At 49.6% G+C, this 12,848-nt stretch carries 9 protein-coding genes; all 9 read left to right on the forward strand.

From position 1 onward, the window contains the following. The first annotated feature begins 16 nt into the window (after positions 1-16). The 9 genes from F1E05_RS17385 to F1E05_RS17425 all read left to right on the forward strand — a co-directional run bounded on the left by F1E05_RS17385 (position 17) and on the right by F1E05_RS17425 (position 12,774). Entirely contained in the window at positions 17-4,792 is a 4,776-nt protein-coding gene (locus F1E05_RS17385) for a PilC/PilY family type IV pilus protein (RefSeq protein WP_150050694.1), read from the forward strand. 77 nt (positions 4,793-4,869) lie between these two features. Continuing rightward, positions 4,870-5,292: a type IV pilin protein gene (locus F1E05_RS17390; protein ID WP_150050695.1), complete on the forward strand. Its 423-nt coding sequence runs from the start codon at positions 4,870-4,872 to the stop codon at positions 5,290-5,292. Positions 5,293-5,457: 165 nt separating this feature from the next. Then, entirely contained in the window at positions 5,458-5,820 is a 363-nt protein-coding gene (locus F1E05_RS17395) for a response regulator (RefSeq protein ID WP_150050697.1), read from the forward strand. A gap of 42 nt (positions 5,821-5,862) precedes the next feature. Further along, positions 5,863-7,968 (forward strand): chemotaxis protein CheA, encoded by a 2,106-nt coding sequence (locus F1E05_RS17400; protein ID WP_150050699.1) that lies wholly within the window; start codon positions 5,863-5,865, stop codon positions 7,966-7,968. Between the two features lie 11 nt (positions 7,969-7,979). Further along, positions 7,980-8,507, forward strand: coding sequence for a chemotaxis protein CheW (locus F1E05_RS17405; protein WP_150050701.1), 528 nt, complete (start codon positions 7,980-7,982; stop codon positions 8,505-8,507). Positions 8,508-8,727: 220 nt separating this feature from the next. Next, a complete protein-coding gene (locus F1E05_RS17410; RefSeq protein WP_232056694.1) occupies positions 8,728-10,902 on the forward strand; it encodes a methyl-accepting chemotaxis protein in 2,175 nt (724 codons plus the stop codon). 41 nt (positions 10,903-10,943) lie between these two features. After that, complete coding sequence (locus F1E05_RS17415) at positions 10,944-11,453, forward strand: chemotaxis protein CheW (protein WP_150050705.1); 510 nt, start codon at positions 10,944-10,946, stop codon at positions 11,451-11,453. After that, positions 11,450-12,208, forward strand: a complete 759-nt coding sequence (locus F1E05_RS17420) for a ParA family protein (protein ID WP_150050707.1) — start codon at positions 11,450-11,452, stop codon at positions 12,206-12,208. Before F1E05_RS17415 ends, F1E05_RS17420 begins: the two co-directional genes overlap by 4 nt. Beyond that, entirely contained in the window at positions 12,208-12,774 is a 567-nt protein-coding gene (locus F1E05_RS17425) for an STAS domain-containing protein (RefSeq protein WP_150050709.1), read from the forward strand. Before F1E05_RS17420 ends, F1E05_RS17425 begins: the two co-directional genes overlap by 1 nt. The last annotated feature ends 74 nt before the right edge of the window (positions 12,775-12,848 follow it).

A 12,848-nucleotide genomic window follows, 5' to 3' on the forward strand; every position in this document is an offset into this window, starting at 1 on the left:
CTGGAGGACCCTATCCATGAAGCAAAATGCATCTTTCGTTCTCCGTTATTTACTCAACGTAGCGCATGTGCTGCCATGGTTTTGTCTCAATCCGGCGCTTGCCGCAGTGGACATTCCCGATATTCCCTTGGCGGTTAATATCTCGGCCACCCCGTTAACCTTGTTAACCGCCGCCAGAGACCACAAGCTGTATTACGAGGCCTATAACGACGCCTCCGACCTGAATGGCGACGGCTCTATTGACGTTGGCTATCAACCCACGATTACTTATTACGGTTATTTCGATTCCTACAAATGCTATAGCTATAACAGCTCTAACGGCGTATTCGAACCCGCTTACACCACGGTCAACAAAACGTGCGCCAATTCCAGCGGCGAATGGAGCGGCGATTTTCTAAACTATTTGACCATGTCGCGTATGGACGCATTGCGTAGAGTGCTGTATGGCGGCTACCGCAGCACCGACACCGACAGCGCCACCATTCTGGAAAGAGTTTATATCCCGCAAGACGCCCACAGCTGGGGAAAAGAATATACCAGCACTGCGGTGGACGGTTACGACATCAGCTCTTACACCCCGCTCTCCCAACCCGCTACCGACAAACGCCATCTGTTCGCCAACACCACGCTGCTGGAAACGACCACGCCGTTATTGCGCGTGTTGGAAAATAGCGGGTTTAGGGTGTGGGAATGGCTGTCCATTGAACGCCCGGTAGCCGGCAGCGACTGTGCCACCGGCAACAACGTGCGCACCGCTTGCGCCGTTGCCGGCAGCACCAGCTGGGAGATAGTACCGGCCAGCTATTTTTCAGGCTTGACTCAAGCGACATACAACACCGGCAATACCTCGCGCAGTGGCAACAATTGCTATTGCACCTACCCCACTACTAACTCGGAATTCAATAGCTTAGAGACTAATTACGCCACCAGCAGCAGACGCTACGGCAGCAAATCCGTTACGCAAATCAACGGCAGCGGTAACCCGAACTCCTCCGCCTCCGGCTCGCAAGACAACTACCTCACCCTCTTCGAAGGAACGTTGACCATCCCAACCGGGAAAAGCGGCACCTATACCTTCGCAGTTGACGGCGACGATGCCGTCGAGGTGATCATCGATGGTACGGTAGTGGCTTGGTGGTACGGCGGCCACGGCTCCAATAACAGCGACACCAGCCTAACCAGTCATTCCGGCAGCATCTATCTGTCGGCCGGCGCTCACACCGTCAAATTCCGCCATCAAGAACGAGATGGCGGCGACAGCTACTATTTGTATTGGAAAAAAACCGTGGTTGCATCCACGCTAACCGATTACGCGGTACGGGTAAAAGCCTGTGTTAGCGGCTTATTGGAATCGGAATGCCGCGGCTACCCGTCGGCCAGCCCGGTTTATTACAAACCCGGCGGCATTTTGCAGCAATACGGCGAAACGGACGCCATGGCCTTCGGCTTAATGACCGGCTCTTACGAGAAAAACACCTCGGGCGGGGTATTGCGTAAAAACATTTCCCCGTTGACCAACGAAATAGATTTGAACACCGGCCAGTTGACCTCCACTGTTGGGGTCATCAAGGCCCTGGATAAATTAAAAGTAACCGGCTTCGGTGACTATTATTTTTATCACGAGGACTGCGGCGTACCGGAAGTCGGCGGCCCGCTTGCTCAAGGCAGATGCCGGATGTGGGGCAACCCGATTGCGGAAATCATGTACGAAGGCTTGCGCTATTTAAGCGGTGCCACATCCCCAACCACCGCATTCGACATCTCGGCGTCAGGAAACGACGACACCACGCTTGGCTTGCCCAAACCGGACTGGCTGGATCCGTACCGCACCACTACAGGCGGCTATCCGCGTTGCTCGAAACCCTCGCAAATCGTCATCAGCGACATCAGCCCCAACTACGACACCGACCAATTGCCGGGCCGTTACGAATATACCGCTCCGTCCGGCCTGACTAGCTTCAGCGGCGACAGCAGCATCAACGGCAATTCCTTGGGCGTCAAATCGCTGGGAGACCAAGTTTGGGCAACCGAATTCGAGGGGGCCGCGAGCAAGAACTTTTTCATCGGCCAATCCGGCAATACTTATGACGGCGCCCCTACGGTAAAAAGCGCTTCCAGCTTCGGCAGCATACGCGGCCTGGTACCGGAGGAACCCACGCAACAAGGCGGATACTATCCCGCCAGCGTCGCCTTCTTCGGCAAGACGAAAGACATCAATTCGGTTACAGACGCCCAAAATGTCGATACCTATAGCGTGGCATTGGCTTCGCCCAAACCGCAGATGACTTTTAGCGTAAACGACAAAACCATAACCTTGGTCCCGTTCGGCAAAACCGTCGGCGGCTGTTTGTCGGCCAGCATCCTTGAAAGCAACTTTAGACCGACCAACACCATTGTCGATTTCTATGTCATATCACTGAAAAATACCAACAGCAGCAACCAGGACTCCAGCGTCAATAGCGGCCGGCCTTACGCAAAATTCCGGATTAATTACGAGGATTCGGAATACGGCTCCGACCACGACATGGATGCGATTGTGGAATACGAACTCAGCGTGACGTCCAGCAATAAATTGGACGTTAAACTGACCTCGGACTACGCGGCAGGCGGCTGCATTCAGCACATGGGCTACGTTATCTCCGGCACTACCGCCGACGGCACCTATTTGGACGTGCGCGACTCGGACACGGACGCGGCATCGGACGTCAACTACGCGCTGGACACACCCGATACTAGCAGCGCATTGCCGTTAACCAACACCCGCACCTTTACCCCCGGAAACACATCCAGCGGCAGTTTCGTACCGCACGATCCTCTGTGGTACGCCGCTAAATGGGGCGGGTTTTCCGACTTAAACAACAATAAACTACCGGATTTAAAACTGGAATGGGACGCCGATAGCGATAACGCGCCGGACACCTATTTCTACGTCCAAAATCCGTTAAAACTCAAAGAATCGTTGCGCAAAGCCTTCGATAAAATCATAGACCGCACTGCCAGTGCCAGTAACGTCACCTCCAACAGCACCTCAATCCTTACCGATACACAGGTGTTTCAATCGCTGTTTAGTACGGCGACTTGGTCCGGTAGCTTACGAGCATTCCCGATCAGTACGGGCTCAGGGGTGGGCGATACATTCAACTGGGATGCCGCAGAAAAAATCCCTACCCATACCGGCCGCAAGATTTTCACCAAAACGGGCGGTACGGCGACAGAATTTTTGTGGGCCAACTTGACCACTACCGACCAGGCGGCATTAATCAGCGAAAACGTTACCAATTGGCTGCGAGGCGACTCGTCGAACGAGGTGAACTCGAGTGAGAGCGGAACGCTACGGGACCGTACGTCTACGGTTTTAGGCGACATCGTGCACTCGTCGCCCTATTACATTAAAGACACCGAGACGGTGTTCGTCGGCGCCAACGACGGTATGTTGCATGCCTTCGATGCCGAAACCGGCGTCGAACTGTTTGCCTACATTCCCAGCATACTACTTCCCAAACTTAAATATTTATCTCAAATTAATTACGGCAGCGATTCCAACCCGCACGATTATTTTGTAGACGGCGAAATTGCGGTGTCGTCCACCAGCCAAACGCCTAGCCATAATTATTTGATCTCCACCTTAGGTCACGGCGGCAAGGGTTTATTCGGCTTGGAGGTAATCAGCCCTTCCTCGTTTTCCGCCAGCAACGTTCTTTGGGAATATTTCGACGCAACGGATGCCGATCTGGGCTATATGTTGGGTCGCCCGGTCATTGCCAAAATGAATGACGGCACTACCGCGCTCATTGTCGGCAACGGCTACAACAGCAGCGACGGCAAAGCGGTGTTATACATCTTCAATCTAACTACCGGCGCCGTCATCAAGAAAATCGATACGCTGGTCGCCGGTGACAATGGCCTAGCCTCACCCGGCGTATTCGACAACGACAATGACGGCGACGTCGACTTCATTTATGCCGGCGACCTTAAAGGCAACGTCTGGAAGTTCGACGTATCGGCGAGCAGTGCCGGCTCCTGGGACGTCGCGTTCAAATCGGGCATTACCCCGGCACCGTTTTTCGTCGCTCAAGACGAAAATGGTACGGCCCAACCGATCACCGCGCAAATAACCGTGGCGGTGGACGACGTGCAAAGCGATGCGAATTACGGCAAACGCTTTATTTGGTTCGGCTCCGGCAGCTATTTTGTCAGCGCCGATCCCGCAAACCTGAACATTCAAACCTGGTACGGCCTGATAGACCAAAACGCGCAAATCAGCGGACGCACGACCCTGAAACAGCGGACTGTGGTAGCGGAAGGAACTTTCGACGGCAATCCGGTACGCACTCTTTCGGCCTCCACAGACGGCGACATGATAGGCAAAAACGGCTGGTATCTGGATCTAACCCTTGCCGCCGGGACAGCCCAAGGCGAGCGGATAGTGACCTCGTCCAAAGTCTATAAGCTTGCCCAACCTACCCTAATCGCAAGCTCCATCATTCCTGACGACGATCCGTGCAAGTCCGGGGGTAGCGGTTACGTCAATGCCGTCAACCCTTACACCGGGGCGAGATTAACCATCGGCATTTTCGACGTTAACGGAAAAAATAAATTCGAGGACGACAAATTGAACGACATACTGATCAGCTCAATCGATTTAGACGTAGGAATGCCCAGCGAACCGGTATTAGTCGGAAACAGGCTGGTAGTTGGCGGCTCCAAAGGCGAAATCAAAGACCTCGAAGTCAACGTGGACGTCACCGTTAATAAAGGCAGAATATCGTGGCGCGAACTAATTTTTGATTGACGCAAATCGGCTAAGAGCCAACACACTGCTCTCAGCAATTTAATACCTTTTTACGATATCGAGGAGACCAAGCAAACATGGCGAGTAATTCGACGAATCGAGGATTCACCTTGTTGGAATTAATGATTGCCGTGGCGGTAATCGGCATATTAGCGGCGATAGCCTATCCCTCCTATATGGAACACGTCGGAAAAACCCGCAGAACCACGGCAGGCTCGTGTTTACTGGAGCTAGGCCAATACATGGAACGCTATTACACAACCAATATGAGTTACGCCAACGCAACCTTGCCATCGACGCAGTGTAGAACCGACTTGGCGGGTTTCTACACATTTGCTCTTGCAGACGGCGAACCTACTGCATCCACCTTTTTGATTGAATCCGCACCGACAACAGGCCCTCAAGCCAATGACAAATGCGGCACACTGACCTTAAGCGAAACCGGAGAAAGAGGCATCAGCTCCGCGCACACCGGTGTGACCGCCGGCGACTGCTGGTAATTTAACTTCCCGACGCTCTACCGGCCCACGGACGGGCACGAATGTGATGTAACCCGCATTCTCCAAGACAAACCGCGCCAAGCATACGCCCGGGCCCATCTTATGCGTATAGAATTTCCTGCTATATTTTCTTTCAAAACATTAAACAAAATTTAGGAGTTGATCGTGGCAACGATTCTTGCAGTTGATGATTCAGCATCGATGAGGCAGATGGTTACTTTCACGCTAAAAGGCGCCGGATACAATGTCGTCGAAGCCGTAGACGGAGTTGACGCGCTAACCAAGGCAAAGTCCCAAGCTTTCGATTGTATTGTGACCGACGTCAATATGCCGAATAAAGACGGTATCACCCTGATTAAGGAATTACGCGCCCTACCCAACTACAAATTTACCCCGATGCTAATGTTAACGACAGAATCGGGAATGGATAAAAAACAACAAGGTAAAGAAGCAGGCGCGACCGGTTGGATCGTTAAACCGTTTAATCCTGACCAATTATTGAAAACCATCAACAAGGTTTTGGGCTAAAACGTTTCGGTCCACACAAACATCACAACCTGGGTAGCGACGATGTCTATTGATATGGCGCAATTTCATCAAGTCTTTTTCGAGGAGAGCTTCGAAGGACTTGACACAATGGAATCAGGCTTGCTTAACCTCGACATGGGAGATGTCGATGTGGATGAAATCAATAACATCTTTCGCGCGGCCCATTCGATTAAAGGCGGTAGCGGCACATTCGGGTTTACCGCCGTATCCGATTTCACTCACGTGATGGAAACCTTGTTGGATGAAATGCGCGACGGGCGCCGCCAAGTCACGCAACAAGCTGTAAACGTCTTGCTAGGCTCGGTCGACTGTCTGCGCGAGATGCTTCAGAGCATTCAAAGCAACCAGGACATCGACCGGCTGACCGTAAACATGCATCAGCAAGCGCTTGACCACGAATTGAACAATTCACCTGACGGCACATCGACAGATTTAAAATCATTCGTCCCATCGCCGTCCGCTGAGCTTTCCAGCTTGCCCCCCGCCATTGCCGATTGCGTATCCGAGTGGACCATCGCGTTCAGCCCTCATGCCCACATGTTGAAAACCGGCAACGAGCCTATCAGAATGTTTCGAGAACTGGCTACGCTAGGGGAGTTAAGCGTAAAAGCCGATTTACAGGGCGTGCCTGACTTGTTCGATCTTGACCCGGAAGAATGCCATCTGTCTTGGAGCCTCACGTTAAAAGGAAATGTTCCCGCAGCCGATATTGACGAAATTTTTGATTGGGTGGAAGAAGATTGCGATTTCGCCAAACAAGCCCATTACGTAACAACCTCCATCCTTGCGGATAGCCGCAGCTATAGCAACGAAGACAACAACTACAGTGGCGCGGTTTATAACACAGAAGGGCCGAACGCCTTTTCGTCCGACGAAGATTCTTCCTCGATTGCGAATAACGACATTCAAGACCCGACCAACAAAAACAAAAAAGACGAAACTAAAGCCGCTGCTAAAGGTTCCAGTTCCATTAGGGTAGATACCAGTAAGATCGACACATTAATCAATATGGTCGGTGAGCTGGTAATCACCCAATCCATGCTCAGCCTAATCGGTGAGCATTTCGAACTCAATAAATTGGATCAGCTAAAAAACGGCCTTTCCCAGCTGGAGCGCCATACCCGGGAATTGCAAGAAAGCGTGATGAATATACGAATGCTGCCGATCAGCTTCGTATTCAGCCGTTTTCCACGCCTCACCCACGACCTTAGCAGCAAACTCGGCAAAAAAGTCGAGCTTAAATTGGTTGGCGAAAATACTGAAGTCGATAAAACGGTTGTCGAATTACTCAGCGACCCCTTAGTGCACCTGGTTAGAAACAGCTTGGACCACGGCATAGAAATGCCCTCGGTTCGAATTGCCGCCGGCAAACCGGAAGTGGGTACGGTGACGCTGGAAGCCTATCATCGCGGCGGCAATATCGTCATAGAAGTCAAAGACGACGGCAAAGGTCTCGATAAAGAAAAACTCAGAACCAAAGCAATCGAAAAAGGACTCATCGACCCGGACACCATTCTTACGGATAAACAAACCTACGAACTGATATTCATGCCGGGCTTCTCTACCGCAGAGAAACTAACCGATATTTCCGGCCGCGGTGTCGGCATGGACGTGGTACGCCGCAACATTCAATCGCTGGGCGGCAATATCGAAATTGTGTCCGAATTAGGCCGCGGCACAACCATATCGATTCATCTACCGTTGACCTTGGCGATACTCGACGGTCAATCGGTTGCGGTCGGCAACGAGACCTATATCGTACCGCTAGGCGCCATCATCGAATCCCTGAACATAAAAGAAGAGCGGGTAAACCGAGTGGTAGGCAAAGGCGAAACCTTCAAATTGCGCGATCAATATCTGCCCATTATTCGGATGCACGAGATTTTCAATGTCCCTACCGCGAAACACACCAAACTGACGGAAGGTCTTTTAGTGGTAGTCGAAGGTCAAGGCGAACGTTGCGGCTTGTTTGTGGACGATCTTCTCGGGCAACAACAAGTAGTCATCAAGTCATTAGAGGCGAACTACAGGCGAATCGAGGGCGTTTCCGGCGCCACCATACTCGGCGACGGTTCGGTGGCTCTGATACTTGACATACCGGGCTTAGTGCGACTGGCAAATCAATAATCTAACGGCTTATGTCTCAAATACAAGAAAGCGAATTAACTGAAAAAAGGCTGCAATTAGATAGCGAGCAGTTTTTAAGCTTTACTCTAGGCAAAGAAGAATATTGCGTCGATATTTTGCGCGTGCAAGAAATTCGTAGCTGGGAACCGGTATCGAGAATCCCCAACGTACCCAGCTACGAAAAAGGCGTGGTTAATTTACGCGGTTCGATTGTGCCTATTATCGATTTACGGGAACGCTTCCAACTCGGCCGAAGCGAATATACGCCGTTAACCGTTGTCGTAGTCGTTCAGGCCCATATCGGCGATAAAACTCGGATTATGGGCATCGTTGTTGATACTGTGTCGGACGTCATTGATGTCAATAAGAAATTAATACAAGGCGCTCCGAATTTCGGCACTAAAGTCAGTACCGAATTTATCAGCGGCCTGGTATCCGTGAACAATCGCATGGTTATGCTGCTTGATGTAGATAAATTACTGAGATTGGATGGCGTAGACGATGATGACGATACGGTCAAAGCCGCTACTTCGCATTAAACCTTACACATTTATTTATAACTTTTGCCGCTAAATAATATTTATCAGTTAATTAATTTTACCTCCATGCAAGCCGGCCACGCCCGGCTTGCAAGCGAAAGCCCAATTCACTGATACGCAAAAAACCACGAATTCGAAAATACGTCGGGAGAAATACATGTTTAACTCATTATTTAACAAGCAAGCGAATTCTGTTAATGATCGACACAACCAGAGCGCGATGCAAACCGACTACCTCGGCCAAATCGATGCGATAGAAAAATCCCAAGCCGTAATCCATTTCAACCTGGACGGCACCATAATAAAAGCCAATGATATATTTCTGAAAACCATGGGATATACATTGGACGAAATTAAAGGCAAACATCACGGTATATTTGCAACACCTGAATATCAAAACAGCCTGGAATACAAGCAGTTTTGGGAAAAACTGAACCGAGGCGAATACGACAGGGGTGAATACAAACGGATAACCAAAAGCGGCAAAGAAGTGTGGTTGCAAGCCACTTACAACCCCATTATGGATACTAACGGCCGGCCGTTTAAAGTGGTGAAATTCGCCACCGACATCACCGAAGCCAAACTTAGAAACGCGGATTACCTAGGGCAAATAGAAGCCATCAAAAAATCGCAGGCCGTCATCGAGTTCAACATGGACGGCACCATTATTACCGCTAACGATTTATTCTTGAAGGCTATGGGCTATGGTCTGGACGAAATAAAGGGCAAACATCACAGCATATTTGCCTCTCAGGAAGAAGCATCCAGCCCGGCGTATAAACAATTTTGGGAAAAACTTAATCGCGGCGAATTCGACAGCGGCGAATACAAGCGTATTGGCAAAGGCGGCCGGGAGGTGTGGCTGCAAGCTTCTTACAACCCCATCATGGACATGAACGGCAAACCGTTTAAAGTCGTTAAGTACGCCACAGACGTTACCGAAACCAAACTCATCAATGCCGACTATACCGGACAAATCAACGCGATCCATAAATCGCAGGCCGTCATCGAATTCAACATGGACGGTACGATAGTCAATGCCAACCACTTGTTTTTAAACGTGATGGGTTACAGCCTCGACGAAATCAAGGGCAAACATCACAGAATGTTTGCCGATCCGGAAGAAGCTGCCAGCCCGATGTATCGGCAATTTTGGGAAAAACTCAATCGCGGCGAATTCGACAGCGGCGAATACAAGCGCTTCGGCAAAGGCGGTAGGGAGGTGTGGCTGCAGGCTTCTTACAACCCCATCATGGACATGAACGGCAAGCCGTTTAAAGTCGTCAAATACGCGGCGGATATAACGGAACAGACCTTAACCAAACAAACCTTGGAACAAGTCTTCTCGGAAGTCGGCGAAGTGATGAACTTTGTTTCGGAAGGTGATTTGACCCATAAAATACTGGGCGATTACGAAGGCATTTACTTGGATTGTAAAAATGCGATCAACGCGACGATAGACAGGCTGAGCGAAATCGTCACGCAAGTCAACGAATCGGCGACGTTCATCAACAACTCCTCTCAGGAGATTGCCAGCGGCAACAATAACTTGTCTCAACGCGCCGAACAGCAAGCGGCAAACTTGGAGCAAACCGCAGCCAGCATGGAAGAACTGACCAGCACAGTAAAAAACAACGCGGAAAACGCTCAACAAGCCAACGCCGTAGCCAGTAATGCGCGGGAGCTGGCCGAAAAAGGCGGCAACGTGGTGGCGGCCGCGATGACCGCCATGCAGGAAATTAACGAAAGCAGCAACAAAATTGCGGACATCATTGGCGTGATCGACGAAATCGCTTTCCAAACCAATTTATTGGCACTCAACGCCTCCGTCGAGGCCGCTAGAGCCGGCGAACAAGGGCGCGGCTTTTCAGTGGTCGCCACCGAAGTACGAAACCTTGCCCAGCGAAGTGCTACGGCAGCGCGGGAGAGTAAAGAGCTCATTCAAACAAGCGTCCAAAAAGTCAGAGCGGGTAGCGAGTTTGTCAATCAAACCGGATCTTCGTTAAACGAAATCGTCACCAGCGTTAAAAAAGTCGGCGACATCGTGGCGCAAATAGCAGCGGCAAGCGCTCAGCAATCGTCCGGCATCGCGCAAGTCAATCAAGCGGTGGCGCAAATGGATGAAATTACTCAGCAAAATGCCGCATTAGCCGAAGAAGCCTCTGCAGCCAGCGTATCGATGAGCGACTTATCGAATAACATGGTCGAACTATTATCATTTTTCAAACTCGACAACCACCCGGTATCCTCTAAACATAGCAGCCCGAAATCACATAAAACACATCAACCCGCTCGACCAAGTACTGTCGTAGAGGCTACACGCAAGTCGTCAACCCAAGCGCCTAAAAAAACTTATAAAAGTGTGGCCGGCGATGAAGATTGGCAAGACTTTTGAGAGCAAGCGTAGATTTGATGCCGAATTATTGGGAAAACAAAATGAGCTCCACTGCCAAGCCTGAAAATCAAGTCGAACAATTCCTGACTTTTGAACTGGCGGGAGACGCATACGCGATAGAAATACTCAAAGTACAAGAAATTCGCGGCTGGGAAAAAGTCAGAAAAATTCCCAACACCCCATCATATGTAAAGGGCGCCTTAAATTTACGCGGCACTATTGTGCCGATTATCGACCTTCGCGACCGGTTTAATATGGAGCCTGCAGAATATACACCGGTCACGGTCGTAATCGTAATGTGTATTCAAACGGAAAGCTCAGGCAAGCTGGTAATGGGAATAGTGGCCGATGCGGTTTCCGATGTATTGGACATCCATCCGGAGGATGTAAAATCTCCCCCTAATTTAGGAGTCAAAATTAATACTCGCTATATTCGCGGCATGTATGTGGGTAGAAAAAATATGGTGATGTTGCTGGATGTAGACAAATTGCTTAATCCTGACGAATTTGTCGAAATTTCAAATATCCCGGACGTATTAAGCGGAAAATGAGTGCGCGAATTGTTGCCGTTATTAATCAAAAAGGCGGAGCAGGTAAAACCACCACATGCGTTAATCTCGCTCATGCTTTATCGAGATTGGGCTATCGCGTTTTAACAATAGACCTCGATCCTCAAAGTCATCTGGGAATAGCCCTGGGACAAACAAGCCGTACCCAATCTGGAATCGATCAAGTTCTGCTTGGCCTGAGCTCGATAGAAATTCAAATGCTATTAGTTCGCGAAAATTTAAACTTGATCGTGGCCGGCCCCAGACTACAAGAAATCGAACAGCTTGCCGACGGAACCAGCCACCGAGGTGATTTGTTAAAAACCGCACTGACCAATTGCAACGATCTGGACTTTATATTTATCGACTGTCCACCTTCGTCTGGAATTTTGGTAGCAAATGCTTTATTTGCGGCTGAAGAATTGCTAATACCTATGACCAGCGACTATATGGCATTACAGGGCTTATCGCATTTAATGGGTACAATTAAAAAATTCGAAGCCGCTTTAGCTAAAAACTACAAAATTAAACTGGTAATGTCACGCTACATTCCAACTAGGCGGCTTTCTCATGACGTACTGGAAACCATACAAAAATATTTTCCCAATCAGATATTAAAAACCCCGATTCGAGAGACCGCGTCTTTAGCCGAGAGCCCGAGCTTCGGTAAAACCATTTTCGAATATCGCCCCGGATGGCGGTCGGCAAAAGACTTTTCGTCACTAGCAAACGACTTTATTAACGAGAGGGTGATGTGATGTCCGAACAAAATGAGCATAGTTTAATCGGTTACGATCCATTAGCATGGATGAAGGATGCAGAACAATCTAAAAATCATCTGATTGCAGAAAACGATGCATTTGTCGACTCGGAATCAATCCTTAAAACTACCAAAGCTGAGACTCTAGCGTCGGATAGTCTAATCACCGCTACCGAGTTATCCGAAGCTGAATGTAATGCAAATCTCCCTCAAAACATACCATCAGAAAATAACATCGAAATAACCCCAAATAAAAACGCTGACACAGCGAGCACCGCTCAAATTACATTAGAAAAAGCGCCAAGCATTCAGAACATTAATCTGCTACACGAGCAACTGCTAGCTGCCTTAAATAAAAATAATAAAATCGATATAGACGCATCTGCGGTCATCTCCATCGATACAGCCACATTGCAGCTATTGCTAGTCGCTAAACGGACGGCACTCCCCCTTCACAAGCAAATCTCGATCGACTTTCCTTCAGACCAGTTTATTGCAGCCGCTCATTTGCTGGGGCTTGCCGAAATATTAGACGTTAACCACGCCGCCGCAGGATTTTTTTAAAAAATTCGGCGTAAAATAAACTTAATATACTACTTACTCCCCATAACAAGTAGCAATACACGCCAATAGCGGCC

Origin of the sequence: Methylomonas rhizoryzae, from assembly GCF_008632455.1 — a bacterium.
GTDB lineage: Bacteria > Pseudomonadota > Gammaproteobacteria > Methylococcales > Methylomonadaceae > Methylomonas > Methylomonas rhizoryzae.

Excerpts from the sequence above, each read along its gene's own strand:
- F1E05_RS17385 (WP_150050694.1), top strand. The coding sequence starts at position 17 with ATGAAGCAAAATGCATCTTTCGTTCTCCGTTATTTACTCAACGTAGCG.
- F1E05_RS17390 (WP_150050695.1), top strand. The coding sequence starts at position 4,870 with ATGGCGAGTAATTCGACGAATCGAGGATTCACCTTGTTGGAATTAATG.
- F1E05_RS17400 (WP_150050699.1), top strand. The coding sequence starts at position 5,863 with ATGTCTATTGATATGGCGCAATTTCATCAAGTCTTTTTCGAGGAGAGC.
- F1E05_RS17405 (WP_150050701.1), top strand. The coding sequence starts at position 7,980 with ATGTCTCAAATACAAGAAAGCGAATTAACTGAAAAAAGGCTGCAATTA.
- F1E05_RS17410 (WP_232056694.1), top strand. The coding sequence starts at position 8,728 with ATGCAAACCGACTACCTCGGCCAAATCGATGCGATAGAAAAATCCCAA.
- F1E05_RS17415 (WP_150050705.1), top strand. The coding sequence starts at position 10,944 with ATGAGCTCCACTGCCAAGCCTGAAAATCAAGTCGAACAATTCCTGACT.
- F1E05_RS17420 (WP_150050707.1), top strand. The coding sequence starts at position 11,450 with ATGAGTGCGCGAATTGTTGCCGTTATTAATCAAAAAGGCGGAGCAGGT.
- F1E05_RS17425 (WP_150050709.1), top strand. The coding sequence starts at position 12,208 with ATGTCCGAACAAAATGAGCATAGTTTAATCGGTTACGATCCATTAGCA.